General features: G+C 71.3%; 23 protein-coding genes. 11 read left to right on the plus strand and 12 right to left on the minus strand.

The window, feature by feature from the left end:
* Positions 1–9: 9 nt before the first annotated feature.
* A complete protein-coding gene (locus GA0070623_RS14035; protein WP_067302870.1) occupies positions 10–1,854 on the minus strand; it encodes a phosphoenolpyruvate carboxykinase (GTP) in 1,845 nt (614 codons plus the stop codon).
* 369 nt (positions 1,855–2,223) lie between these two features.
* Between GA0070623_RS14035 and GA0070623_RS14040 the strand changes: the two genes are divergently transcribed.
* On the plus strand, positions 2,224–2,760 hold the full coding sequence (locus GA0070623_RS14040; protein ID WP_067302944.1) for a GtrA family protein: 537 nt from the start codon (positions 2,224–2,226) through the stop codon (positions 2,758–2,760).
* Positions 2,761–2,820: 60 nt separating this feature from the next.
* Positions 2,821–3,582 carry a GtrA family protein gene (locus GA0070623_RS14045; protein ID WP_067302872.1) on the plus strand — a complete coding sequence of 254 codons (762 nt, stop codon included), beginning with the start codon at positions 2,821–2,823 and terminating at the stop codon, positions 3,580–3,582.
* Positions 3,583–3,686: 104 nt separating this feature from the next.
* Here the strand turns inward: GA0070623_RS14045 and GA0070623_RS14050 are convergent, their stop codons facing one another.
* Both GA0070623_RS14050 and GA0070623_RS14055 read right to left on the minus strand, forming a co-directional pair.
* The gene (locus GA0070623_RS14050) at positions 3,687–4,259 is read right to left on the minus strand and encodes a PH domain-containing protein (protein WP_067302875.1); all 573 of its coding nucleotides are present in this window, start codon (positions 4,257–4,259) and stop codon (positions 3,687–3,689) included.
* 116 nt (positions 4,260–4,375) lie between these two features.
* Positions 4,376–5,251, minus strand: a complete 876-nt coding sequence (locus GA0070623_RS14055; RefSeq protein ID WP_067302879.1) for a biotin--[acetyl-CoA-carboxylase] ligase — start codon at positions 5,249–5,251, stop codon at positions 4,376–4,378.
* Positions 5,252–5,361: 110 nt separating this feature from the next.
* Here GA0070623_RS14055 and GA0070623_RS14060 point away from each other — a divergent pair, with 110 nt between their 5' ends.
* Positions 5,362–6,942 (plus strand): acyl-CoA carboxylase subunit beta, encoded by a 1,581-nt coding sequence (locus tag GA0070623_RS14060; protein WP_067302882.1) that lies wholly within the window; start codon positions 5,362–5,364, stop codon positions 6,940–6,942.
* An 18-nt stretch (positions 6,943–6,960) separates the two neighbouring features.
* Here the strand turns inward: GA0070623_RS14060 and GA0070623_RS14065 are convergent, their stop codons facing one another.
* The 4 genes from GA0070623_RS14065 to GA0070623_RS14080 form a co-directional block, all read right to left on the minus strand.
* Positions 6,961–7,875, minus strand: a complete 915-nt coding sequence (locus tag GA0070623_RS14065) for a hypothetical protein (protein WP_067302886.1) — start codon at positions 7,873–7,875, stop codon at positions 6,961–6,963.
* The gene (locus GA0070623_RS14070; protein WP_067302889.1) at positions 7,875–8,366 is read right to left on the minus strand and encodes a SigE family RNA polymerase sigma factor; all 492 of its coding nucleotides are present in this window, start codon (positions 8,364–8,366) and stop codon (positions 7,875–7,877) included. The genes GA0070623_RS14065 and GA0070623_RS14070 overlap by 1 nt, the downstream gene beginning before the upstream one ends.
* A gap of 71 nt (positions 8,367–8,437) precedes the next feature.
* Positions 8,438–9,430 (minus strand): ketopantoate reductase family protein, encoded by a 993-nt coding sequence (locus GA0070623_RS14075; protein ID WP_067302892.1) that lies wholly within the window; start codon positions 9,428–9,430, stop codon positions 8,438–8,440.
* 106 nt (positions 9,431–9,536) lie between these two features.
* Positions 9,537–10,280, minus strand: a complete 744-nt coding sequence (locus tag GA0070623_RS14080) for a M50 family metallopeptidase (RefSeq protein WP_067302895.1) — start codon at positions 10,278–10,280, stop codon at positions 9,537–9,539.
* 188 nt (positions 10,281–10,468) lie between these two features.
* Between GA0070623_RS14080 and GA0070623_RS14085 the strand changes: the two genes are divergently transcribed.
* On the plus strand, positions 10,469–11,221 hold the full coding sequence (locus tag GA0070623_RS14085) for a GH25 family lysozyme (RefSeq protein ID WP_089004046.1): 753 nt from the start codon (positions 10,469–10,471) through the stop codon (positions 11,219–11,221).
* A 109-nt stretch (positions 11,222–11,330) separates the two neighbouring features.
* Here the strand turns inward: GA0070623_RS14085 and GA0070623_RS14090 are convergent, their stop codons facing one another.
* Together GA0070623_RS14090 and GA0070623_RS14095 are read right to left on the minus strand one after the other, a co-directional pair.
* A complete protein-coding gene (locus GA0070623_RS14090) occupies positions 11,331–11,564 on the minus strand; it encodes a hypothetical protein (RefSeq protein WP_067302901.1) in 234 nt (77 codons plus the stop codon).
* Between the two features lie 93 nt (positions 11,565–11,657).
* On the minus strand, positions 11,658–13,775 hold the full coding sequence (locus GA0070623_RS14095) for a serine/threonine-protein kinase (RefSeq protein WP_067302904.1): 2,118 nt from the start codon (positions 13,773–13,775) through the stop codon (positions 11,658–11,660).
* A gap of 90 nt (positions 13,776–13,865) precedes the next feature.
* On the opposite strand from GA0070623_RS14095, the gene GA0070623_RS14100 reads away from it, so the two are divergent.
* From GA0070623_RS14100 to GA0070623_RS14125, 5 genes are all read left to right on the plus strand, one after another.
* Positions 13,866–14,078 (plus strand): acyl-CoA carboxylase subunit epsilon, encoded by a 213-nt coding sequence (locus GA0070623_RS14100; protein ID WP_067302907.1) that lies wholly within the window; start codon positions 13,866–13,868, stop codon positions 14,076–14,078.
* A gap of 63 nt (positions 14,079–14,141) precedes the next feature.
* Positions 14,142–14,636, plus strand: a complete 495-nt coding sequence (locus GA0070623_RS14105) for a hypothetical protein (protein WP_407937982.1) — start codon at positions 14,142–14,144, stop codon at positions 14,634–14,636.
* A 1,363-nt stretch (positions 14,637–15,999) separates the two neighbouring features.
* On the plus strand, positions 16,000–17,151 hold the full coding sequence (mycP, locus tag GA0070623_RS14115) for a type VII secretion-associated serine protease mycosin (RefSeq protein WP_067302947.1): 1,152 nt from the start codon (positions 16,000–16,002) through the stop codon (positions 17,149–17,151).
* A 9-nt stretch (positions 17,152–17,160) separates the two neighbouring features.
* On the plus strand, positions 17,161–17,817 hold the full coding sequence (locus GA0070623_RS14120) for a Maf family protein (protein ID WP_089004048.1): 657 nt from the start codon (positions 17,161–17,163) through the stop codon (positions 17,815–17,817).
* A gap of 10 nt (positions 17,818–17,827) precedes the next feature.
* Positions 17,828–18,481, plus strand: a complete 654-nt coding sequence (locus tag GA0070623_RS14125; RefSeq protein ID WP_067302913.1) for an O-methyltransferase — start codon at positions 17,828–17,830, stop codon at positions 18,479–18,481.
* A gap of 134 nt (positions 18,482–18,615) precedes the next feature.
* Here GA0070623_RS14125 and GA0070623_RS14130 read toward each other — a convergent pair whose 3' ends face one another.
* The 3 genes from GA0070623_RS14130 to GA0070623_RS14140 all read right to left on the minus strand — a co-directional run bounded on the left by GA0070623_RS14130 (position 18,616) and on the right by GA0070623_RS14140 (position 21,087).
* Positions 18,616–19,371, minus strand: coding sequence for an ABC transporter permease (locus GA0070623_RS14130; protein ID WP_067302917.1), 756 nt, complete (start codon positions 19,369–19,371; stop codon positions 18,616–18,618).
* A gap of 19 nt (positions 19,372–19,390) precedes the next feature.
* Positions 19,391–20,350, minus strand: coding sequence for an ATP-binding cassette domain-containing protein (locus tag GA0070623_RS14135; protein WP_089004049.1), 960 nt, complete (start codon positions 20,348–20,350; stop codon positions 19,391–19,393).
* A 116-nt stretch (positions 20,351–20,466) separates the two neighbouring features.
* Positions 20,467–21,087, minus strand: coding sequence for a PadR family transcriptional regulator (locus GA0070623_RS14140; protein ID WP_067302923.1), 621 nt, complete (start codon positions 21,085–21,087; stop codon positions 20,467–20,469).
* 147 nt (positions 21,088–21,234) lie between these two features.
* Between GA0070623_RS14140 and GA0070623_RS14145 the strand changes: the two genes are divergently transcribed.
* Positions 21,235–22,986 carry an acetyl/propionyl/methylcrotonyl-CoA carboxylase subunit alpha gene (locus GA0070623_RS14145; protein ID WP_067302925.1) on the plus strand — a complete coding sequence of 584 codons (1,752 nt, stop codon included), beginning with the start codon at positions 21,235–21,237 and terminating at the stop codon, positions 22,984–22,986.
* Positions 22,987–23,076: 90 nt separating this feature from the next.
* A complete protein-coding gene (locus GA0070623_RS14150; protein WP_067302928.1) occupies positions 23,077–24,516 on the plus strand; it encodes a GuaB1 family IMP dehydrogenase-related protein in 1,440 nt (479 codons plus the stop codon).
* Positions 24,517–24,789 lie beyond the last annotated feature (273 nt).

Genomic DNA, 24,789 nt, shown 5'->3' on the forward strand with positions numbered 1-24,789 from the left:
GCACACCTGCTAGCGCCGTGGCTGCTCCGCGTCGAGCCGGGCGCGCAGCGCATCCAGCTCCGACCAGAGGACGGCGGGCAGCTTGTCCCCGAACTTGTCGAACCACTCGGTGACCAGCGGCAGCTCGTTGCGCCACTCCTCCGGGTCGACCTTGAGCGCGATCCGCACGTCCTCCGGGGTCATGTCGAGCCCGTCGACGTCCAGCGCGTCGGCGGTCGGGACCATGCCGATCGGCGTCTCGACCGCGTCGGCGGTGCCCTCGATCCGCTCGACGACCCACTTGAGCACCCGCGAGTTCTCGCCGAAGCCCGGCCAGAGGAAGTTGCCCTCGGCGTCCTTGCGGAACCAGTTCACGTAGTAGATCTTGGGCAGCTTGGCGGCGTCGCCGTCCACGCCCTTGCCCATGTCGATCCAGTGGTTGAAGTAGTCCCCGGCGTGGTAGCCGATGAACGGCAGCATGGCCATCGGGTCACGGCGCACCACGCCGACCGCGCCGGACGCGGCGGCGGTCGTCTCCGAGGAGAGCGTCGCCCCCAGGTACACCCCGTGCACCCAGTCCCGCGCCTCGGTGACCAGCGGGATGGTGTCCCGGCGACGGCCACCGAACAGGATCGCGTCGATCGGCACCCCGTTCGGGTCGAAGTAGTCGTCGGACAGGATCGGGCACTGGGTGATCGGGGTGCAGAACCGGCTGTTCGCGTGGGAGGAGAGGTGCTCGCTCTCCGGCGTCCAGTCGTTGCCCTTCCAGTCGACCAGGTGGGCCGGCGGCTCGCCCATCCCCTCCCACCAGATGTCGCCGTCGTCGGTGAGGGCGACGTTGGTGAAGATCGAGTTGCCCCGGTCCAGCGTCCGCATCGCGTTGGCGTTGGTCTTCCAGTCGGTGCCCGGGGCGACGCCGAACAGGCCGTACTCCGGGTTGACCGCGTAGAGGCGGCCGTCGGAGCCGAACCGCATCCAGGCGATGTCGTCGCCGATGGTCTCGACCTTCCAGCCCGGGATGGTCGGCTCCAGCATGGCCAGGTTGGTCTTGCCGCAGGCGGACGGGAACGCGCCCGCCACGTGGTAGACCTTCCCCTCCGGCGAGGTGATCTTGAGGATCAGCATGTGCTCGGCGAGCCAGCCCTCGTCCCGCCCCATCACGCTGGCGATCCGTAGCGAGTAGCACTTCTTGCCGAGCAGCGAGTTGCCGCCGTAACCGGAGCCGAAGGACCAGATCTCCCGGGTCTCCGGGAAGTGCGAGATGTACTTCGTCTCGTTGCACGGCCAGGCGACGTCGGACTGGCCGGGGGCGAGCGGGGCGCCGATGGAGTGCAGCGCGTGCACGAAGTCGGCGTCGTCGCCCATCGCGGCGAGCACGCTCGCGCCCATCCGGGTCATGATCCGCATGGAGGCGACCACGTACGGGCTGTCGGTGATCTCGACGCCGAACATCGGGTTCTCGGCCTCGACCGGCCCCATGCAGAACGGGATGACGTACATCGTCCGGCCGCGCATCGCGCCCCGGTAGAGGTCGGTCATCGTCCGTTTCATGTCGGCCGGCGCCATCCAGTTGTTGGTGGGGCCGGCGTCCGCCTCGTCCACGGAACAGATGAACGTGCGCTCCTCGACACGGGCGACGTCCGTGGGGTCGGTGCGGGCGTAGAACGAGTTCGGCTTCTTCTCCGGGTTCAGCCGGACCAGGGTGCCGTTGTCGACGAGTTCGTCGGTGAGACGCCGCCACTCCTCATCGGAACCGTCCACCCAGACCACCCGGTCAGGCGTGGTGAGTTCCGCGATCTCCCGGACCCAGGCGAGCAGCTTGGGGTGGGTGGTGGGGGCCTGATCGATCCCCCGCACAGTAGCCGGAGCAACCATGACTCATCTCCTTGTGGTCGACGCTGACCGATTTATGGGATGCACGAGTCTCGGCCGACGCGGGCCGCGTCGCCTTCGTGGAAACCTGGGATTGGCCCCAGCGTAAACCGGGTCGACCCGCGAGTCAGTGGGACTGGTTGTGAACAACTGCACAAGGTGCGGCCCGGCTGCGGCAACACGAGCTGATACCCGCTTTCACGCGCAGTTTCACGCAAATCTTCCGACGAACTGCCGACGCCCCGGTAACGGCGGGCGGGAAACGGCGGAACCGGGCGGCCGGGCGGCCGGGGTCACGGCACGGCGGCGGGTCGCCGGCGGTGCCCCGTCCGAAGTGCCGGCAACCGGTACGCTCGCGAGGTGGCCGCGACGATGACCGGGGACCAGCCTGGTGCCCCGCATACCCGCCCGGGTCTGGTCCGTTCGTTGCTGGACCGCTTCGGCCACCTCATCCGCGAGTTGAGCAAGTTCGCCACGGTGGGCGGGGTGGCCTTTCTGGTCGACTTCGCCCTGTTCAACTACCTGACGCTGGTCCGGGGCGTGGAGCCGGTGACCGCCCGGGTGGTTTCGACGGTGATCGCGGCGACCGTCGCGTTCGTCGGCAACCGCTTCTGGACCTGGCGGCACCGGGCGCGCTCCAACCCGGCCCGCGAGTACGCGCTGTTCTTCTTCTTCAACGCGGTCGGCCTGGGCATCGCGGTGGCCTGCCTGGCGGGCAGCCGCTACGGGCTGGGCAGCGTCTGGCCCGGCGTCTTCCGCACCCCGTTGGCCGACAACATCGCCAGCTACGTGGTGGGCACCGCGCTCGGCACGATGTTCCGGTTCTGGTCGTACCGACGGTTCGTCTTCGTGGATGCGGGAACTCCTGCGGCTCCGGAGGTGACCGGCGACCCGTCACCCGGTTCGTGAGCGGTCGCCCACCGTCCAGCCGGAGACTCCGGCATCCTCCTCTGCCCTAAGGTGTTGCGCATGCGTCTTGTCCGTCTGCTGCCCGAGCGCTGGCAGAAGTTCATCCGCGAGGCGCTCAAATTCGGCATCGTGGGGGGCGTCAACACCGTTATCAATTACGCGGTGTTCAACGCCCTGGCACTCACCGTTTTTGTCGACGGTCAACTGAAGGCGACGGTCATCGCCACGATCGTGGCCACCATCACGTCGTATCTGATGAATCGTCACTGGACGTACCGGGATCGGCCGAAATCAGCACTTCGACGGGAATACGCCCTCTTCTTCCTGTTCAACGGTGCCGGTCTGATCATCGAGCTGGGCGTGCTCGCCGCCGCCAAGTACGGGCTGGGGTTCACCAGCCTGCTCGCGCTCAACGTGGCGAAGACCGGCGGCGTGCTGCTCGCCACCCTGTTCCGCTTCTGGTCCTACCGGACCTTCGTCTTCCAGCCGGTGCCCCGGCACGCCGAGGAGAGCTGGCACTCCATCAAACGGGACGAGTGGGACACGATGGCCGAGCTGGATCCGGTCGCCGAGCTGGCCGAATCCGTCAGCGAGCTGGAAGAGGCCCAGGACCAGCCGGACCGGCGGCCCGACCCGGCCGGCGGCCCCCCACTCCGGCCCGCCACCGAACCGCCGCTCACGCCCGCGCCGGCCACCGATGGGGTGTTCACCTCCGCCCAGGGCGGGAGCGCCGGCGTCGCGCGGACGGCGGCCGGCGGTGACCTGAACGCGGAGCTGGCCACCGAGCTGCACGCCGGCACCAACCGCGCACCACGCGCCTGACCGGCCCGACCCCGCGACGCACCACACCGCTACCCGACCGGGCAAAGGCCCCACGATCCCGGCCGACACGGCCCCGGGGACGCCCCGGGGCCAGCGCGCCCGGATCAGCCGGTGGTGTCGCGCAGCGGCTTGCCCTCCCGCATGTCGGCCAGGATCTCGCGCATCTCACCGTCGCCCAGCGTGTGCTTGTCGTGCTGCGCCTCCACCAGCTCGTAGAGGGTGGTCTGCACCCGGTCGACCCGGGGCACGTCGACGAGCACCGACTGACCGCGTTCCCCGGCCGACTCGATGGTCAGGGTGCCGCAGCCGAGCAGCCGCTCGACGAAACGCTGACTCATCGAGTGGTCGTTGATCCGGGCCAGCGGCAGGTCCCGCCGGTGCCGGGAGAAGACCCCCTCCTGGAGCAGCACCCGCTCGTTGGTGAACAGGTAGTGCGTGCTGCGCCAGACCAGGAACGGCCACAGTCCCAGCCAAAGCGCCGCGATCAGGAACAGCCCGGCGACGACGGAGAGCACGATGGTGCCGCCGTCGCCGTCGGGCAGCAGGAGCCAGCCCGCCACCACCGCCGCGACGCCGACCACCAGCACCAGGGCCGGCCGCAGCAGCGCCTTCCAGTGCGGGTGCAGGTGCAGGACGACGTGCTCGTCCTCGGTGAGCACGTCTTCGGGGAACGCCACGGGAACCTCCTAGCCGACAACCGGACGCGCTGACCGTAACCGGTCGACACGACCCGTCGGATCAGCCGGGCGGCCCGCCGTGCACCCCGCGCACGAACCGACCGGAAACCGCCCGGTCAGCGCAGGTGCAGCACGTCCCCGGCGGCCAGCCGACGCTCCCCGGCGGCGGTGTCGACCAGCAGGTGCCCGTCGGGATCCACCCCGGTGGCGAGCCCGGTCAACGCGGAGCCGTCGGGCAGCAGCACCCGCACCTGCCGGCCCACCGTGGCACAGGAGGCCAGGTAGGCCTCCCGCAGGCCGCACGCGTCGGCGTCGCCGCCGGCCACCCGCCACCGGTCGTACCAGTCGGCGAGCGCCCGCAGCAGGGCGCGCAGCAGCGGATCACGATCGGTCGCCGTGGCACCGGCGAGCTGCAGCGAGGTGGCCGGCAGCCCGGTCGGGTTCTCCGGCAGCTCGTCGGCGCGCAGCGTCACGTTCAACCCGATGCCGAGCACGATCGCGGGGGGCTCCCCGACGACGGCGGCCGGCACCGCCTCGGCCAGGATGCCGGCGCACTTGGCCTCGCCGAGCAGCAGGTCGTTGGGCCACTTCAACCCGGCGTCCAGTTCGGCCAGCCGGGAGACCGCCTCGACCAGCGCGACGCCGGCCAGCAGCGGCAGCCAGCCGTACCCGGTCGGTGGGGCCGGCGGCCAGTCGCGTTCGGTGACCGCCTCGCCGGGCCGGAGCAGGACGCTGGTCGCCAGGCCCGCCCGGGGCGGCGACTGCCAGGCCCGGCCGCGCCGGCCCCGGCCGGCGGTCTGCCGCTCGGCGACCACCACCAGCCCCTCCGGCTCACCGGCCCGGGCGGCGTCGGCCGCGTCCGCGTTGGTCGAGCCGGTCTCCGGGCGCAGGTCCAGCCGCCGCCAGGGGCCCAGCGGCGCGGTCAACGCCCGGGACAGCCGCGCCGCCGACAGCGGCGGTCGGTCCAGATCGGTGTACGGCGAGCCCGGCATCCCGCCAGCCTACGGGCCGGGCCGGCGACCCCGCCCGGTCAGCCGCCGGCGGAGGCCGGTGAGGTGCACTGCACAGCGGCGCCGGCCTGAACCATCGTTATATTCCCTGGGTGACTACCGAGACCGGGACCAACATCCACAGCACCGCGGGCAAGCTGGCGGACCTGGAGCGCCGGGTCGACGAGGCGGTGCACGCGGGAGCGCGCGGCGTCGAGAAGCAGCACGCGCGGGGCAAGAAGACCGCCCGGGAGCGGATCGAGCTGCTGCTCGACGAGGGCTCCTTCGTCGAGTTGGACGAGTTCGCCCGGCACCGGTCCACCAACTTCGGGCTGGACCGCACCCGCCCGTACGGCGACGGGGTGGTCACCGGCTACGGCACCGTGGACGGCCGGCAGGTCTGCGTCTTCGCGCAGGACTTCACGGTCTTCGGCGGCTCCCTCGGCGAGGTCTTCGGCGAAAAGATCGTCAAGGTGATGGACCTGGCCATGAAGATCGGCTGCCCGGTGGTCGGGATCAACGACTCCGGTGGGGCACGCATCCAGGAGGGCGTCGTCTCGCTCGGCCTCTACGGCGAGATCTTCTTCCGCAACGTGCGGGCCAGCGGGGTCATCCCGCAGATCTCCCTGATCATGGGTCCGTGCGCGGGCGGCGCGGTCTACTCCCCGGCGGTCACCGACTTCACCGTGATGGTCGACCGGACCTCGCACATGTTCATCACCGGCCCGGACGTCATCAAGACGGTCACCGGCGAGGACGTGGCGATGGAGGAGCTGGGCGGCGCGCGCACCCACAACACGCGCAGCGGCAACGCGCACTACCTCGCCGCCGACGAGGACGACGCGATCGACTACGTCAGGGCGCTGCTGTCCTACCTGCCGTCGAACAACCTCGACGAGCCGGTCGTCGTCGACGCCCCGGCCGACCTCGACGTCACCGACGCCGACCGGGAGCTGGACACCCTGATCCCCGACTCGGCCAACCAGCCGTACGACATGCACCGCGTCGTCGCGCACGTCCTCGACGACGGCGAGTTCCTGGAGGTGCAGCCGCTCTACGCGCAGAACATGCTGGTCGGCTACGGCCGGGTGGAGGGCCGCCCGGTGGGGGTCGTCGCCAACCAGCCGATGCACTTCGCCGGCACCCTGGACATCGCCGCCTCGGAGAAGGCGGCCCGCTTCGTCCGCACCTGCGACGCCTTCAACATCCCGGTGCTGACCTTCGTGGACGTCCCCGGTTTCCTGCCCGGCACCGGCCAGGAGTGGGACGGCATCATCCGCCGGGGCGCGAAGCTCATCTACGCGTACGCCGAGGCCACCGTGCCGAAGGTCACCGTGATCACCCGCAAGGCGTACGGCGGGGCGTACGACGTGATGGGTTCCAAGCATCTCGGGGCGGACCTGAACTTCGCCTGGCCGACGGCGCAGATCGCGGTGATGGGCGCGCAGGGCGCGGTGAACATCCTCTACCGGCAGGAGCTGGCCGCCGCCGAGGACCCGGCCGCCGTGCGCGCCGAGCGGATCGCCGAGTACGAGGACACCCTGGCCAACCCGTACGTCGCCGCCGAGCGCGGGTACGTCGACGCGGTGATCCCGCCGCACGAGACCCGGACCCAGATCGTCCGGGCGCTGCGGGTGCTGCGGACCAAGCGGGAGACCCTGCCGCCGAAGAAGCACGGCAACATCCCGCTGTAGCCCGCCGGCCCGGGTGGGTCAGCAGGGCGGACCGGCCGGGCGGGTCGCTGCCGGGCAGAGCCGGCTCGCGGCGGCCTTACCCACGTCGATCAGGGGACCGTAGTCGATCCCGGGGCCGGTGTCGTCGTCGGCCCGGTCGACAACCGTCTCCCGGGCGGGCACGACCACGGTGACCAGGTCACCGACCCGGACCACCAGGGTGTTCTCGACGGTCGACGGCGTGCCGACCGGCTTGCCGTCGGGCTCCGCCCGGGGTTGCAGCGCCACGTGCCGCAGCAGCACCGACTGGTCACCGGCGAAGTCGCGCACCGACGGCTCCCAGCGGTGCTCCTGATGCGTGCGGGCCGGCTGCTGACCGGTCGTCAGCGTGGACGTGACGAGATTCCACCTCGCACACGCGTCGAGCAGGCGGTCGATCTCGTCGAAGAACCACCGACCCCGGGTCGGCTCGATCCGGTAGACGTCCTGGGTCAGCACCGGCCCGGCCGGGGCGTCGGCCCCGTCCGGCGACCGGAGCAGGGTCTGCGACCGGGAGGCCCGGGACACCGGCAGCTGGGCGGCGACCTCGCGTTCCCGGCCACACGATTCGAGCAGCGGGTCGACCCGGACGGTCTCGCCCAACCCCGCCCCGCCCAGCCGCACCCTGGCCTCCGTGAGCAGGTCGGCGGGGGCGAGCAGCGCGTCGAGCGGGATCTCCGCCCGGACCGGGGTCGAGGCCGCGACCGGGGCGGCCGGGGCCGACGATTGCGCGGTGGACCGTTCCCGCACCGCCACGGCGGAGCCGGCCAGCAGGGCGAGCACCGTCAGCGCCGACAGCGCCGCCGTACGACGGCTGCGGCGGCGGGCGCGGGCGCGGATCTCCGCCGGCTCGGGCCAGCCGACCGCGCGGAGGTCCCGGTGCAGCTGGTCGACGAAGGGCGGGACCTCACTCATCAGACCTCCTCCAGGTCGGAGACGGCGAGCAGCCCGGCGAGCGCGGTGCGGCCCCGGGAGAGCCGGGCCTTCACCGTGCCCACCGGGGCCGCCGTCTGGCGGGCCACCTCGGCGACGGGCATACCCACCAGGTAGTACAGGGCGAGCGCGGTGCGCTGCTCCTCGGGCAGTTGCCGCAGGGCACTGACCACCTCCAGGGTGTCGGTGCCGGGGCCGGGCACGCTCTCGGTCGCCCCGTGCCGCAGGTACGCCCGGGCCCGGCTGCGCAGGCTGCGCCAGCGGCTGACCGCGATCCGGGAGGCCACCACCCGTACCCAGGCCTCCGGGTCGTCGTATCCGCCCACCGTCGACCAACGCTGCCAGGCACGGATGTACGCCTCCTGCACGGCGTCCTGCGCCTCGGCCAGGTTGCCGGTGAGCGCGCAGACGAAGGCGAGCAGCCGGTGTCGGCTACCCCGGTAGAACTCGTCGAACCCGTCGACGTCCGGCACCCTGGTACCTCCCCCGTGGCGGTCGCAGGTGACACGCGTACCGGACCCCGGTGGGTTGCGTGCTCAGCCGGTCAATCCGGCCGCTCGACCAGGTGGTCCAGCTCGGCCGGCGGGAACGTGCCGGCGGGGAGCCGGTCCCGGGCCAGTCGCCGCACCGCGACCTGCACGGCGGAGTTGGCCGGCGTCGGCACCCCGAGCCGCCGGCCGAGCTGCACGATCTCCCCGTTGAGGTGGTCGGCCTCGGTGGAGCCGGCCGCCCGGGCCAGGCTCTGCCAGGTCGAACTGCCGCTGCGCGGCTGCCCGTCGACCGGCCGGGTGCCGACCCGGTCCCCCCGTTCGGCCCGTTCCTCGTCGTCGGAGGGGTGCGCGATGCCGGCGGCGGCGAGCACGGCGACACCCTCGGCCCGGACCCGATCGACCAGCCAGCGGGGATGGTCCGCCCCGAACAGGGCCTGCACCCCGTTGCCGAGGTTGTTCAGCAGCTTGCCGTACTTCCAGCGCATCACGTCGTCCCGGACGGGGGCGACGAAGCCGGCGGCGGTCAGGTCGGCCGACACCGCCGCGTCGACCTCGTCGGCACCCGCCGGGTAGCGGCCCAGGTGCAGCATCCCCGGGTACGGGTGACCGCTGGCGATCACCACACCGGGGTCGAGGTGGGTCGCCGGCAGCCAGACGCAGACCGGATGGACGTGGGCGAACAGGCGCAGCGCGGTGGGTTCGTTCGCCACCCCGTTCTGCGCGGTGAACAGCGGAAGCCGCTCACCGGCCGTACCGCCCCCGGCGACCGGGGCGTCCGCCCAGGCGTCCAGGGCGGCCCAGGTGTGCTGCGACTTGACGGTCAGCACCAGCACGGTGTCGGCCGGCAGCGGCGCCGTCCCCGGCCCGTCCACCGCCGGCCCGTGCCAGGTCACCGCCCGGTCGGGGGTGCGCAGGGTGAGGCCCTGACGTCGGATCGCCGCCAGGTGCTCCCCGCGGGCCACCAGCGTCACGTCGCGGCCGGCCTCTCCCAGCAGCACGCCGATGGTGCCGCCGACCGCGCCCGCCCCGATGATCAGGTATCGCATCCGCCGATTCTGCCCGGCGCCGGACGATCCGGCGACCTGGGCCTCATCACCGGATCGTCCGGCGACCTGGGCCTGGTCACCGGACGATCCGGCTACCTGGGCCTGGTCAGCGCGGAAGGTCGGCTCCGGTGAGCAGGGGTCCGGCGAGCAGGATCGCGCCGACGGCGAGGGCGGTCAGGTTGACCAGCCCGAAGACGGTCACCCAGAGCAGCGCCGGGAAGGGCGTCAGCCGGGCCAACTGGTCGGCGTCGGACTCGGGCATCCGGCCCCGGCTGCGCATCCGTCGCAGCTCGAACACCGGCCGGACCCCGCCGATCAGCAGGAACCACACCGAGGTCCAGGCGAACGCGGCCTGCACCTGCGGGCTGGCGTACCAGGAGACGAGGAGCACCACCCCGCCGGTGACCAGCAGGGAGAGCACCCCGAAGACGTTGCGGACCAGCAGCAGCAGGGCGAGCAGGAGGGCCACCGCGACCCAGAGCAGCAGGGTGATCCGGTTGCCGCCGAGCAGCCAGGCGCCGACCAGGCCGACCAGCGACGGGGCGACGTACCCGGCGAGCAGGGTGAGGATCATGCCGGGGCCGGTGGGGTGGCCGGCGCTGAGGGTGAGCCCGGAGGTGTCCGAGTGCAGCCGGATGCCGTGCAGCCGCCGCCCGGTGAGCAGCGCCGCCAGGGCGTGGCCGCCCTCGTGGGCGATGGTCACCGCGTTGCGGGCGATCCGCCAGGACGACCGGACCGCGACGACCACCAGCGCGGCCAACGCGGTGAGCAGCACCAGCAGGGGCGGCGGGTCGGGTTGGGCGCTGAACAGCCGGTCCCAGAGGTCGCCCAGCCCGTCGATCGACACCATGGCCGGGGAGCCTACCCGTCGAACGGCCGACGACGCCCACCCGCGGCGACTCCAGGGGCCTGACCGGTTCAGATCAGTGCCCTCCGGGGTCGACTACCGTCGATGAAAGTTTTCTTAGGCCCCCTTGCGATCAAGGGCAGGAATCTCCAAGGATTGGCGTCAATCGATTGGCGTCCCTGGAGGAATCCATGACCCGTACCAGATTCTCGCTGCGCCGGTTGTTCGCCGCCGGTCTCACCGTGGCCGCCACCGCGGCCGCGGCCCTCGCCGTCACGGCCGCACCGGCGGCCGCGGCCACCACCGCCGGCGTCGACGTCTCCCACTACCAGGGCACCATCAACTGGACCAGCGTCCGCAACGCCGGCGTCGAGTTCGCCTTCATCAAGGCCACCGAGGGTTCGTCCTACAAGGACCCGAACTTCAACACCAACTACGTCAACGCCTACAACGCCGGGGTGATCCGCGGGGCGTACCACTTCGCCCGGCCGAACGTCTCCTCCGGCGCCAGCCAGGCCGGCTACCTGGCCAGCAACGGCGGCGCGTGGTCGGCGGACAGCCGCACCCTCCCGGCCGCCCTGGACGTCGAGGCCAACCCGTACAGCGGCGGCACCTGCTACGGGCTGTCCACCACCGCGATGCGCAACTGGATCCAGGACTTCCTCAACACCTACCGCTCCCGCACCGGCCGGTACGCGGTCATCTACACCACCACGAGCTGGTGGAACCAGTGCACCGGGAGCTGGACCGGCCCGTGGGCCAACCACCCGCTCTGGCTGGCCCGCTGGGCGAGCGCGCCGGGCACCCTGCCCGCCGGCGCCTCGGTCTGGAGCTTCTGGCAGTACACCGCCACCGGCAGCGTCTCCGGGATCAGCGGCAACGTCGACCGCAACTACTGGAACGGCACCCGCGCCCGGCTGGTCGCGCTGGCGAACAACACCTGACCGTCGCCGTCCACGACGCGGCGGCAGCGGGACCGGTCACCCATCCTGCGGTGCCGACCGGTCCCGTTGCCGCCCGTCGTGCCGGCCGGTCGCCTTCCGGTCCGCCGGCTCAGGCGTTCCTGCGGCTGGTCAGCGGCATGGTCACCGGGTCCGCGCCGGTGGTCATCGTGGTCCGGCGGGTCAGCCGCCAGACGGCGACCCCGGCGGCGGCGACCGTCACGACGGCGACCAGCGCGACCAGCACGGCCACGCCGGCGCTCACCAACAGCAGGACGACATCGCCGAGTGCGACGAGCATCCACAGTGCCAGCCTGGGTCGGGCGTCCCTGCGTCGGTAACTCATCTCGCTACCTCCTTCCGTCGTCAGGTATACCGGTACCCCGGACGACGGAAAGTCATGCGAAACGATTTCACCCCCGGACGGGAATCCCCGGGATCAGTTCTTCCGGTCCGGCACGAACCGGCTGGTGATCAGGGCGAAGTTGTCGAGGTTGGCGTTCCAGTCCTTCGCCGCCACCTCCCAGCGGATCGCGAAGCCCCGGTTCGTGGCGGTGACGAAACCCCGGTTGCGGACGTGGATCCGGGTGTTGTCCCGGCTCTCCAACCAGTCCCAGTCGGCGCAGGTGCGGTAGCCGCCGCACGCCTTGATGTCGAGGTACTGGTAGTTGCTGACGTAGTTGCGCCGGTTCGGCTCCTGCGCCTTCCAGTCGGCGACCGCGTCCTTCTTCGGGCTGGACGTCCACTGGATGAGCAGTTCCCGCACCCCACCGGGCTCGGTGACGGTCACCGAGTCGGACCGGACGCTGCGCCGCCAGCCCTTCGGCACCGGCACGCTGAACGTCGGCCCCGTGAACATCTCCCAGCCGACCGGCAGCGCGTTCGGATCGGCAGAGGGCGAGGCCGACGGGCTGGGCGTGGGCGAGGCGCTGGTCGGTGGCGGAGCCGCCGGAGCCGACGTCGGGGCGGCGGAGGACGCGGCGACACCGGTCGGCGCGGCCGGTGACGGGCCGTCGTCCGGGTCGTCGGAGCGGGTCAGCAGCGGGACGGCCAGCGCCAGCCCCACCAGCAGCACCACGACCAGCGCGCCGAGCAGCAGGTTACGTCGCCGGTTGTCCGGCGGCGTCCCGTCGTACACCGGGACGGAGGCGACCCCGGCGGACCCGGCGGACGGGCCGACCGGCGCGTCCAGCACGGCGGTGGGGTTGCCCGGCGGGGGCGGATCGACCCGGGCCGGCGGGGCCACCGTGCCGGTCGCGGCGTCGGCGTCCGCCGGTGCGGCGACCACGCTCGTCGGCGAGCCGTCGGCCGGGTTAACCGAGCCGGTCGGCGCGGCGTCGGCCCCGGTCGGCGGGGTGACCTTCGTGGTGGGTCCGGCATCCGTCCCGGCCGGGATCGTCGCCGTGGCGTCCCCGCCCACGGTGGGGGCATCGGTGACGACCGTCGCCGTGGCGTCGGTCGGGGCGGTACCGGCGGTGGTGGTCCGCGCGGCGGCGCTGTCGTTCGCGGCGGCGCTGTCCGACGCCGCCTTCGCCGCAGCTGCCTTCGCCGCAGCTGCTTTCGCGGCGGCGGCCTTCGCGGCCGCGGTGCCGGTGGCGGCCCCCGCAGCGGCCGCCAGTGACGACGAGATCTTCCCACCGGTGCCACCCTGCGCCGGCACCACCGGTACACGCGGCTCACGCGGACCGTTCGGCCCGGGCCGGCGTACCCCGTCGAGCAGTGAGATGCCCTTGGCCCGCTTGCCGGCGGCCCGCCGCAGCATGCGCTCCGCTACCTCGGCGGTGATCCGCTCGGTCGGGTCCTTGCGGAGCAGGCCGGTCAGCACCGGCTTCAGTGGGCCGGCGTTCCTGGCCGGCGGCAGCGGCTCGGTGGCCAGCGCGGCGAGCGTGCCGATCGCCGACGGCCGGGCGTACGGCGACTTGCCCTCCACCGCGGCGTAGAGCGTCGCCCCCAGCGACCAGAGGTCGGCCTCCGGCCCGGCGGTGCCGTCCCTGGCCCGCTCCGGCGCGATGTACGCGGGCGAGCCGAGCACCATGCCCGTCCGGGTGACGTTCGGATCGCCGGGGATGGTGGCCAGTCCGAAATCGGTCAGCACCACCCGGCCGTCGGTGCCGAGCAGCACGTTGCCCGGCTTGACGTCCCGGTGCATCACACCGGCCTTGTGGGCGGACTTCAGCGCGCCCAGCACGCCCAGGCCGATCTCCACCGCGCGGGCCGGGGACACCGGCCCGTCCTCGGCGAGGGTGTCCTGCAACGACCGCGACGCCACGTACTCCATGACGATCCACGGGTCGCCGTCGGTGCGCAGCACGTCGAAGATGCGGACCACGTTGACGTGGTTGAGCCGGGCGATGGCCCGCGCCTCCCGCAGCGACCGCTCCCGCACCTCGCGGCGCTCGTCGTCGGTCAGGCTGGGCGGCGGGACGAGCTCCTTGATGGCCACGTCCCGGTGCAGCACCTCGTCGCGCGCCTTCCAGACCCGACCCATGCCACCCTGACCGAGCGGCGAGAGCAGCCGGTACCGGTCAGCGACGAGTTGGGAAGGCACGTCAGACATCGGTGAGACGGTACCCGGCCCCACGAAGGCACACACCGCCGGCACGCCACTGTGCGACGTGGGTCAACTTTCGCCGCGTACCCTGGCGGCATGTCTGCCGAAGAGCCGCTGTTCCGGGTCGTCCGGGGGAACCCGACCGCCGAGGAGCTGGCCGCCCTGGTGGGCGCGGTCCTGCTCCGTTCCCGGCCGACCGGCACACCCCCGCAGGTGACCCGCTCCGCGTGGACCAGCAGCGCCCGCCCCGTCGGGGTGTCCCCGGTGGCCGGTCCCGGCGCCTGGCGCGCGTCCGGCCTGCCCCGCTGACGGTCGGGGCCGCCGATGGGGGCTGCCGGTATCGCCGGGCAGCCACTAGCCTCACTCTGGGGGATGGCGTCGTTACGTTCGGGAGGACCAGTGATCCCTGAGGAGGGCCGTCCAGCTTCCTGGCTCGGTGACTACGGCGGCATCGAGGCCGATATCCGACAGATGCGGGAGTTCGCCGATCAGCTCCAGACCGAGGTCGACCGGCACTACGCCCCGCACCTGCGCCACATCGCCGACGACATGACCGCCGCGGTGCCCAACCCGTGCGACGCGTTCATCGAGTTGGTGCACTTCCTCCAGGCACACTGGGAGACCCAGCAGGCCACCTCCGACCTGGTGCACGGCCTGGCCGGGGCCACCGGCCGGCTCGCCGCCGCCGCCAACCGGATCGCCGTCGACTACCAGGAGACCGACGCCTTCGCCGAGGCGCGGGTCACCGACGTCGAACGTGCCCTGCGCGGCGCGCAGGCCACCGGGTCCACCCTCGCCGCCCGCTCCCCGTGGACCGCCCCCGAGCCCAACAGCCCGGACAATCCGGGGCCGGTGGTCCTCCCATGATCGAACGGGGCGGTGGCCGCACGTCCGGGCTGACCGACTGGCACCTGATGGACGTGCTCAGCATGTGGGCCTGCCTCCAGGACCAGGAGACGCAGGGGCACTGGAAACACGTCGCCGGATGGCGCAAGGTGTGCGACCTCGCCCAGACCCACCTGCGGCGGCTCCAGCAGTACCGCAGCGGCCTCGCCGAGGCGTGGCCGCCCGCCACGAACGCCGCCGCCCGCACCTACCTCGGCGAGCTGGACGAGCTGATCGGCAAGGTGCAGCGCACCCACGACACGGCCGCCGCCAACCACGACGCCCTCGCCGCCGCTGCCCGCGCCATCGACAGCGCCCGGCCGGAGATCAAGCGGCTGCACGACGACTACGCCCGGAAACTCCACCAGAAACGAGGGTACGAAGCGACACTGGCCGATCCCAGGGCGGCGGCGGGCAGCCGGGTGGTGGACCCGCCGGTGACCGACGCGGACCTGGAGAAGTTGAACACGCAGGCGCGCGGGGTCATGTTCGGACTCAGCGGCGAACTCCAACAAGCCCAGGCCATGCTCCAAAAGCCTCCGCCCGCACGTTTCCCACGCGACGTTGGATCTACCGACGCTTATGATACCCCAGGGTCGATGCCAGCAATCCCGCCAGTAACCCCCATTCCAATTACTCTGCCGGAGCCCAAAACGCCGGGACTCAACGGAGCGAATGCCTCAATCCCTTCCCCCGCGATGCCATCATCGAAAGTTGGGCCTACGCTCGGCGGCGTCGTTAACACCGGCCCACCAATACTCAATCCGGATACAAACCCCGGCGCCCACCTAGGCACGGCAGGCCCTCAGCAGACACCCACAATTCCGCCAACACTCTCAACCCGAGGACAGATAGGGTCAATCACAGGGAATAGACTTCCGAAGTCGCAAGGCAGCCTCTCAAGCCCATCTCCCACCATGCACAATGACACACCTCCGCATGCCATTAAACCACCGCAAGCCACGCCCTCCAGCGGCATAATTGGCGGAACACACGGAATTGCATCCGGCCAACCAGTCGGCAATAGCGCCCCCCGGCGCGTCAATCCTATAGGCGGCCTCATCGGTGGTGGTGGCGCAGGGCTTGCGCCTTCCGGAGGCGCCGGAAGCCGGCCTAGAGGCGGCCGGGGAAGCCAGCCGGGTGGACTACCACCCATCACCGGAGGAGCCGGAATAGGCGGCCCTCCCAGCTCTCCACCCTCAAATACAAGAGGTGGAATTTCATCTCGCAAATGGAATGCCGACCTTCCTTGGGCAACCGACAAAGGTGTACCACCAGTAGTCTTTCCACCGGAAGAGGATGGCCCCATAGACCCAGGACCCGCCATCGGATTTAACCGGTGACCATCGCCAAATCCTCCAGCGCACTACATCTGCTGACATTTATTCAGATTCTTATTGCGCCGACACTCACCTTGCCCACGGAGCCACCGAAAGCCAACCAGACAGCAATACGCCAAGATCAGTGGCACCTAAAGTTTCTAAATACTGAAAAGGCGCACAAAATAAGTCAAGGCGAAGGCTCGATAGTAGCTGTACTCGACACCGGGGTGGCGCCCCATCCAGACCTGCGGGGCAACCTACTCACTGGGATTGATACGATTCCCGGAGGAACCGGCGACGGCCACAGCGACCATGATAGCCACGGCACTGGAATGGCAGGACTAGTCGCAGGACATGGTCAAGCGAGTAGAACGGGAGCGCTCGGAGTCGCACCGAAGGCAAAAGTCTTGCCGATCCTCTGCTCCCCATCAAGAGGAGATGGAGATCCAGACGCTCTTGCAGAGGGTATTAAATTCGCAATTGCGCGCAGCGCAAACATAGTCAGCATCTCCAGCGTCGGAGGAAGTAGCCCTTATTTGGATAGAATGATCACCCAAGCCCTCGCCTCCAACATTATAGTTGTAGCCGCCGCCGGCAATTATCCCGAGGACACGAGAGTGGGTTACCCCGCCACCGCTAGCGGAGTAATCGCGGTGGGTGGAGTTGACAGGAACGGTAATCACGCGTCCATTTCTGTGAGCGGTCCGGAGATTGATGTCGTCGCTCCTGCGGTCGACATCTACAGCACCAGCATCGACGGCAAGTACCGCAAAGGCACCGGTACGTCTGATGCGACTGCGATCGTGGCCGGTGCTGCGGCGCTGGTCCGCTCGAAGTACCCCTATCTGCCCGCCGCCGAGGTCGTCCACCGGCTCACCGCCACCGCCGTCGACAAAGGTCCGCCGGGCCGCGACGACGAGTACGGCTACGGCGTCATCGACCTGGTGGCGGCGCTGACCGCCGACGTACCCCCGCTTGGTTTCGAGAGCGTGACGGCGGTGCCGCCGAGCGGCATGACGAGCGCAGCTGCGCAGCCGGCCGGGGGTGACGACGGCCGTGGTGCCGCCGCCCGGGGGTGGGCGACGCTGGGGGTGATCGTGGCCGCCGGGTGCGGATTCCTGGTGTGGCGGCGACGCCGACGTGCCGACGATCCGCCGCCGCGGATCAGCCGGTAGCGTCGGCCCGTGCCCAACTCCATGCCGCTCCGCCTCGTGCTCGCCTCGCAGAGTCCCGCCCGCCGCAAGCTGTTGCACGCGGCCGGGATCGAACCCGACGTGCTGGTCAGCGGGGTGGACGAATCCCAGGTCGTCGCGGATCGGGCCGAGGATCTGTGCCTGGAGCTGGCCCGGATGAAGGCGCAGGCGGTGGCCGATCGGCTGCGCCCCACGCCGGACGGGCGCACGTTGGTGCTGGGTTGCGACTCCGTCCTCGCGTTCGACGGTGAGATCCTCGGCAAGCCGGCGGACGCGGCCGACGCGACCCGACGGTGGGGGCGGATGCGGGGGCGCACCGGGGTGCTGCACACCGGGCACTGCCTGGTCGACGTGGTGCACGAGTCCCATGTCGAGGCGGTGGCCTCGACCGTCGTACGTTTCGCCGACGTCACCGACGAGGAGATCGCGGCGTACGTGGCCACGGGTGAGCCGTTGGCGGTGGCCGGGGCGTTCACCATCGACGGACTGGGCGGGGCGTTCCTGGACGGGATCGAGGGTGACCCGGGGACGGTGATCGGGTTGTCGTTGCCGCTGCTGCGTCGGCTGCTGCGTGACCTCGGGCTGAGCATCACGGACCTGTGGGCCAGGGTCGCGCCGGGAGCCCAGGAGATCCGGCCGCTGGGCTAACGTCCGGGTCATGACCTCGAAGTCGTTGCCGCTGACGCCGGAACTGCACGCCTATCTCGTCGCCCATGGCTCCCCGCCCGACGAGATCCTCCGCGACCTGGCCGAGGAGACCCGGGCCGTCCTGCCGGCGCACGCCGAGATGCAGGTGGCACCGGAGCAGGCGGCGTTCCTCACCTTCCTGACCCGGTTGCTGGGGGCACGCCGGGCCGTCGAGGTGGGTACGTTCACCGGGCTGTCGTCGCTGGCCATCGCCCGTGGGTTGCCCGACGACGGTCGGCTGACCTGCTTCGACATCTCGGAGGAGTTCACCGGCATCGCCCGGTCGTACTGGCGGCGGGCCGGGGTGGCCGACCGGATCGAGCTGCGGATCGGCCCGGCCGCGGAGACGCTGCGGGAGCTGCCGCACGACCGGCACCTGGACTTCGCCTTCATCGACGCCGACAAGACCGGCTACCCGGTGTACTGGGCGGAGCTGGTGCCCCGGATGCGGCCCGGCGCGGTCATCGCGGTCGACAACACCCTGCGTGGCGGCCGGGTGCTCGCCCCGCGTGACGCCGCCGACCGGGCCATCGCGGCCTTCAACGACGAGGTGCTGGCCGACGTCCGTGTCGACGCGGTGATGCTCCCCCTCGCCGACGGGGTCACCCTCGCCCGGGTGCGCTGACCGCTCGACCTGGAGTCGGCTGCGGAGATCGGCTCCGCTGCGCCGACATAGCGGTGTCCGGCACGGGCAGACACCGCTATGTCGGCGACATTGAGTCGATCAAGGACACCCGGGCGGGTGGGCGCGGCTCCCCGTCAGCGGACGCTACGGGCGAACTGCCGTGCCGCCCAGTAGACCCCGGCGGCGGCGAGCACCGTGATGATGGCCAGCCCCTGCCAGACCTTGTCGTTGCCGAGGTCACCGGCGAACAGTGCCCGGGTGCCGTCCACCGCCCAGGAGAACGGGTTCCACTCGGCGACCCCCTGCAGCCAGCCGGGGGCGAAGGTCAGCGGCAGCAGGATGCCGGAGAGCAGCAGCACCGGCTGGGCCACCGTGTTCATCAGCGGGGCGAGCGCGTCCTCGCTCTTGACCTTGAGCGCGACGCCGTACGAGACGGCCGAGGTCATCAGCGCGATCAGGGCCAGCATCAGGTACGCCAGGAGCAGGTCCACGATGAAGACCCGCAGGTCGAACAGGAGCGCCAGCAGGGTGATGATCACCGCCTGGACGAGCAGCGAGACGACGTCGCGCAGCGAGCGACCGAGCAGCAGGGCGAGCCGGCTGATCGGGGTGACCCGGGACCGCTCGATCACCCCGGCGCGCAGCTCGGCGATCAGGCCGAAGCCCTGGAACAGCCCGCCGAAGATGGCCAGCAGCACCAGCAGACCGGGTACGAAGATCTTGTACGCGGCGGCCTGGGTTGGCGCGTTCAGGGCCGGCTTGAGCAGCGGGGCGAAGAGCAGCAGGTACATCACCGGCTGGAAGACGCCGACGAAGACCCAGACCGGGTTGCGGAGCAGCAGTTGAAGTTGGCGTTGGAAGATCAGCCAGGTGTCGCGGGCGAATTTCATCCGTGGTCTCCGGGGTGTCTCAGGACTCGCGCAGCGAGCGGCCGGTCTTGGTGAGGAAGACGTCGTCGAGGCTGGGGCGGTGCAGCTCGATGGAGCTCATGACCAGCCCGGCGTGGTCGAGCCGGCGCAGGATCTGCGGGATGGCGGTGGCGCCCTCGTCGACGTAGAGGCGCAGTCCCCCCTCGTCGACGGTCTCCAGCTTGTTGAGGTACTCCTCGCTGTCGAGGAGCTCGGCGGCCTGCGGGGTGCTCGCCACGTCCAGGCCGACCAGCACGACGTCGCCGGAGATCTCCCGCTTCAGCTCGGCCGGCGTACCCTCGGCGACCACCTCGCCGTGATCCATGATCGAGATCCGGTCGCAGAGCGCGTCGGCCTCGTCGAGGTAGTGGGTGGTGATGAAGACCGTCATCCCCTCGGTACGCAGCCGGCGGATCTCGTCCCACATGTGCGCGCGGCTCTGCGGGTCGAGGCCGGTGGTCGGCTCGTCCAGGAAGACGATCTTCGGTTCGTGGATGATGCCGAGGGCGATCTCCACCCGCCGCCGCTGGCCGCCCGAGTAGGTCTTGCACTTGCGGTCGGCGTACTCGGTGAGCTGGAAGGCCTCCAGGGCGCGGACCGCGCGGCGGTGCGCCTCGGCCTTGCCGATGCCGTACATCCGGGCGTGCAGGACGAGTTCCTCGCGGGCGGTGCTCTCGTCCCAGGTGCTGCCGCCCTGGGCCACGTAGCCGATCCGGCGGCGTACCTCGGCCGGGTCCTTGCGCAGGTCGGCGCCGGCGATGACGGCCTCGCCCCCGTCGGGCTCGATCAACGTGGCGAGCATCCGCAGGGTGGTGGTCTTGCCGGCGCCGTTGGGGCCGAGGAAGCCGAAGATCTCCCCCGCCGGCACCTGGAGGTCCACCCCCCGTACGGCGTCCACCGTCTTCGTCTCCCGACCCTGCCGGGAGCGGAACGACTTCCGCAGCCCCCTGGTCTCGATCATTTCTGCTCCTGGTCGTCCGGGCCGGGTCGTGCCGGCCGCTCTCTGCCCCGAGGCACCGTGCGGCGCACTCCCCACCATCGGGTCGGGAGCAGGCTAACGCGATATAGCTTCTATGGTCAACTTTGATTATTGCTTTTCCGTTCGGCCGGCGGACCACCATCGGTCCAGCCGGGCCAGACGTCCGGCCCCGTCAGCCCAGCAGGCAGGTACGACACCCCCGAGTCGATCCGCTCGGCGATCCGCCCGCACCACGCCATCTCCGCCTCGGCCCGCGCCATCCACAGCTCGAACATCCAGGCCACGTGCACCGGCCTGCTGTTGCGTGCCCAGTCGGAGTCCAACGAGGCACGCATCCACTCGACACCGGCACGCAGCAGGTTCGCCCGGTTGCGCAGCGCTGCCGCCGCCTCCTCGCGGGGCATCGCCGGCAGGAACGAGAAGGCCGCCGCGAACGGGTCCGGCACCTCGTGCAGCCGCCACCACTGCGCCCGCAGCAACGTCTCGAACTCCTCGTCCCCCTTGGGCGTCACCTCGTACGTGGTACGCGCCGGACGGGCACCGACCTGCTCGGTGGCGACCGTCCGCAACAGGCCCTCCTCGGTCAACTTGCGCAACGCGTGGTAGATCGAGCCGGGCTGCACGTTCGCCCACTTGTCGGCACCCCAGCTCGACAGTTCGCGGCGCACGTCGTAGCCGTGTACGGGCTGCATCCACCGAACCAGCCCCAGGATCATCATCCGAGTCGCAGACACCGCACGAGCGTAATAGCCAAACTTGACTAACCCTCGGCGTCGACAGTGCGGCATCCCACACTGAGTGATCGTTAGGGGTGCTTCCGACCGGCCGATACACTCCCCAGTCAACGACCCCGGGAGGAGCACCAGGTGCGCAAGGTTCTCATCGCCAACCGCGGCGAGATCGCCGTCCGCGTCATCCGGGCCTGCCGCGACGCCGGGCTGGACAGCGTCGCCGTCTACGCCGACTCCGACCGGGACGCCCTGCACACCACCCTCGCCGACGAGGCGTACGCCCTCGGTGGCGACACCGCCGCCGACAGCTACCTGCGGATCGACAAGCTGATCGAGGTGGCCCGGCGGTCCGGCGCGGACGCCGTACACCCGGGCTACGGCTTCCTCTCCGAGAACGCCGACTTCGCCCAGGCCGTCATCGACGCCCGGCTGACCTGGATCGGCCCCACCCCGCAGGCGATCCGCGACCTCGGCGACAAGGTGACCGCCCGGCACCTCGCCCAGCGGGCCGGCGCACCCCTGGTCCCCGGCACCCCCGACCCGGTGGCCGACGCCGCCGAGGTGACCGCCTTCGCCGCCGAGCACGGCCTGCCGGTCGCCATCAAGGCCGCCTTCGGCGGCGGCGGGCGCGGCCTCAAGGTGGCCCGCACCCTGGAGGAGATCCCGCACCTGTTCGAGTCGGCCACCCGGGAGGCGGTCGCCGCGTTCGGCCGGGGCGAGTGCTTCGTCGAGCGCTACCTCGACCGGCCCCGGCACGTGGAGGCGCAGGTCCTGGCCGACCAGCACGGCAACGTGGTCGTGGTCGGCACCCGGGACTGCTCACTGCAGCGCCGGCACCAGAAGCTGGTCGAGGAGGCCCCCGCGCCGTTCCTCACCACCGCGCAGCGTGCCCAGATCCACGACAGCGCCAAGGCGATCTGCCGGGAGGCCGGCTACCACGGCGCCGGCACGGTCGAGTACCTGGTGGGTGGGGACGGCACCATCTCCTTCCTGGAGGTGAACACCCGGCTCCAGGTGGAACACCCGGTCACCGAGGAGACCGCCGGCGTCGACCTGGTCCGTGAGCAGTTCCGGATCGCCGACGGCGAGAAGCTGCGCCTCACCGAGGATCCGACCCCGCGCGGGCACGCCATCGAGTTCCGGATCAACGGCGAGGACCCGGGCCGCAACTTCCTCCCCGCCCCGGGCGTCATCACCGCGCTGCGCCTGCCCGGCGGTCCCGGCGTACGGGTCGACACCGGGGTGCGGGCCGGGGACGTGATCGGCGGCAACTTCGACTCGCTGCTGGCCAAGGTGATCGTCACCGGCGAGACCCGCGCCGAGGCCGTCGAGCGGGCCCGCCGGGTGCTCGACGAGATGGTCGTCGAGGGGATGGCCACCGCGCTGCCGTTCCACCGCCTCGTCGTACGGGATCCGGCGTTCACCACCGAGCCGTTCACCGTGCACACCCGGTGGATCGAGACCGAGTTCGACAACACCGTCCCGGCGTTCACCCCGACCGCCTCCCCCGCCGAGACGGCGGCGGCACGCGAGACCGTCGTGGTCGAGGTGGGCGGCAAGCGGCTGGAGGTCACCCTCCCCGCCGGCCTCTCCGGGGGTACGACCACCGCCGCGCCGACCGCCCGGAAGCCGGCCCGCCGGGGCGGCGGCGCCAACGCCGGCGCGACGGTCAGCGGCGACGCGCTCACCTCCCCCATGCAGGGCACCATCGTCAAGATCGCCGTCGCGGACGGGGACACCGTCGCCGAGGGGGACCTGGTCGTCGTCCTGGAGGCGATGAAGATGGAGCAACCGCTGCACGCCCACCGGGCCGGCACGGTCGCCGGGCTCACCGCCGAGGTCGGCGCGGTGCTCACCGCCGGCGCGGCGATCTGCACCATCACCTGAACCGCTGTCGCTGCCGGACGCCCGCGGGGGCAGGGTGGTCTGGGCCACCGACGGGCGGCGGGAGGGACCGGGACCGGGAATGATGGTCGGGTGAGGTTCCTTCATGGCGCGGTGCCCGCGCACGACCTGACCTACAACGACGTCTTCATGGCGCCGAACCGCTCCGAGGTGGGTTCGCGGCTCGACGTCGACCTGGCCACCGGCGACGGCACCGGCACCACCATCCCCCTGGTGGTGGCGAACATGACCGCGGTGTCCGGTCGGCGGATGGCCGAGACGGTGGCCCGGCGCGGCGCGATCGCGGTGATCCCGCAGGACATCCCGATCGACGTGGTAGCCACCGTGGTCGACTGGGTCAAGCAGCGGCACCTGGTGCACGACACCCCGATCACGCTCGGCCCGACCGACACCGTCGGTGACGCCATCCACCTGCTGCCCAAGAAGTCCCACGGCGCGGTGGTGGTGATCGACGAGGCCGGCCGGCCGGTGGGGGTGGTCACCGAAGGGGACACCCACGAGGTGGACAGGTTCGCCCAGCTCCAGCACGTGATGTCCACCGAGCTGCAAACCGTGCCGGCCGACGCGGACCCGCGTACCGGATTCGAGCGGCTCAACGCGGGACGGCGGCGGCTGGCCCCGGTGGTGGACGCCGACGGCCGCCTCGTCGGGGTGCTCACCCGGCAGGGCGCGCTGCGCGCCACCCTCTACAAGCCCGCCGTCGACGACCGGGGACGGCTGCGGATAGCCGCCGCGGTGGGCATCAACGGAGACGTCACCGGCAAGGCCGAGGCGCTGCTCGCGGCCGGGGTGGACACGCTCGTGGTGGACACCGCCCACGGGCACCAGCACCGGATGCTCGCCGCCCTGCGGGCGGTGCGCAAGCTCGACCCGCCGGTGCCGGTGGCGGCCGGCAACGTGGTCACCGCCGAGGGGGTACGCGACCTGGTCGAGGCGGGCGCGGACATCGTCAAGGTCGGCGTCGGGCCGGGCGCGATGTGCACCACCCGGATGATGACCGGGGTCGGCCGACCACAGTTCTCGGCGGTGCTCGACTGCGCCGCGGCGGCCCGCACCCTCGGCCGGCACGTCTGGGCCGACGGGGGCGTCCGGCACCCCCGCGACGTGGCGCTGGCGCTGGCCGCCGGGGCGTCCAACGTGATGGTGGGCTCCTGGTTCGCCGGCACCTACGAGTCCCCGGGCGACCTCTACACCGAGCCCGACGGCCGCCGCTACAAGGAGAGCTTCGGGATGGCCTCCTCGCGGGCGGTCAGTGCGCGGACCGCCGAGGACAGCGCCTTCGACCGGGCCCGGAAGGCGATCTTCGAGGAGGGCATCTCCACCGCGCGGATGTACCTGGATCCGACCCGCCCCAGCGTCGAGGACCTGATCGACGAGATCGTCTCCGGGGTACGCAGCGCCTGCACCTACGCCGGCGCCCGCACCCTGGACGAGTTCCACGAACGCGCCCTGGTCGGCGTCCAGAGCACCGCCGGCTACACCGAAGGCATGCCCCTCCCCACCAGCTGGTAACCCCACCCTGTCCCCGCCCCTGCCCCCGCCCCGCCCCGCCCCTCCGCCTCCGCCTGCGCGAGCGCCTGCGCGAGTTGATCAAGAGCTTTACGTCACCCCGCCCGCCCAGCCATGCCCCAAACCTCTTGATCACCGATACCAGAGCCGTCGGCGCCGGGTGATCAAGAGGTTTGGGGCAGCTCCGAGCAGGTGGGTGACGCAAAGCTCTTGATCACCCGTTCACACCGGGGGGCGAGGCGGCGATCAAGAGGTTTGCGTCAGGTTTGGGCTGGT

The organism is Micromonospora rifamycinica, from assembly GCF_900090265.1.
GTDB classification, from domain to species: Bacteria; Actinomycetota; Actinomycetes; order Mycobacteriales; family Micromonosporaceae; genus Micromonospora; species Micromonospora rifamycinica.

Bases quoted from the DNA above. Each gene is read 5' to 3' on its own strand.
- GA0070623_RS14035 (WP_067302870.1), bottom strand. From the start codon at position 1,854: ATGGTTGCTCCGGCTACTGTGCGGGGGATCGATCAGGCCCCCACCACC.
- GA0070623_RS14040 (WP_067302944.1), top strand. From the start codon at position 2,224: ATGACCGGGGACCAGCCTGGTGCCCCGCATACCCGCCCGGGTCTGGTC.
- GA0070623_RS14045 (WP_067302872.1), top strand. From the start codon at position 2,821: ATGCGTCTTGTCCGTCTGCTGCCCGAGCGCTGGCAGAAGTTCATCCGC.
- GA0070623_RS14055 (WP_067302879.1), bottom strand. From the start codon at position 5,251: ATGCCGGGCTCGCCGTACACCGATCTGGACCGACCGCCGCTGTCGGCG.
- GA0070623_RS14065 (WP_067302886.1), bottom strand. From the start codon at position 7,875: ATGAGTGAGGTCCCGCCCTTCGTCGACCAGCTGCACCGGGACCTCCGC.
- GA0070623_RS14075 (WP_067302892.1), bottom strand. From the start codon at position 9,430: ATGCGATACCTGATCATCGGGGCGGGCGCGGTCGGCGGCACCATCGGC.
- GA0070623_RS14080 (WP_067302895.1), bottom strand. From the start codon at position 10,280: ATGGTGTCGATCGACGGGCTGGGCGACCTCTGGGACCGGCTGTTCAGC.
- GA0070623_RS14085 (WP_089004046.1), top strand. From the start codon at position 10,469: ATGACCCGTACCAGATTCTCGCTGCGCCGGTTGTTCGCCGCCGGTCTC.
- GA0070623_RS14090 (WP_067302901.1), bottom strand. From the start codon at position 11,564: ATGAGTTACCGACGCAGGGACGCCCGACCCAGGCTGGCACTGTGGATG.
- GA0070623_RS14095 (WP_067302904.1), bottom strand. From the start codon at position 13,775: ATGTCTGACGTGCCTTCCCAACTCGTCGCTGACCGGTACCGGCTGCTC.
- GA0070623_RS14100 (WP_067302907.1), top strand. From the start codon at position 13,866: ATGTCTGCCGAAGAGCCGCTGTTCCGGGTCGTCCGGGGGAACCCGACC.
- GA0070623_RS14105 (WP_407937982.1), top strand. From the start codon at position 14,142: ATGGCGTCGTTACGTTCGGGAGGACCAGTGATCCCTGAGGAGGGCCGT.
- GA0070623_RS14125 (WP_067302913.1), top strand. From the start codon at position 17,828: ATGACCTCGAAGTCGTTGCCGCTGACGCCGGAACTGCACGCCTATCTC.
- GA0070623_RS14130 (WP_067302917.1), bottom strand. From the start codon at position 19,371: ATGAAATTCGCCCGCGACACCTGGCTGATCTTCCAACGCCAACTTCAA.
- GA0070623_RS14135 (WP_089004049.1), bottom strand. From the start codon at position 20,350: ATGATCGAGACCAGGGGGCTGCGGAAGTCGTTCCGCTCCCGGCAGGGT.
- GA0070623_RS14140 (WP_067302923.1), bottom strand. From the start codon at position 21,087: ATGATGATCCTGGGGCTGGTTCGGTGGATGCAGCCCGTACACGGCTAC.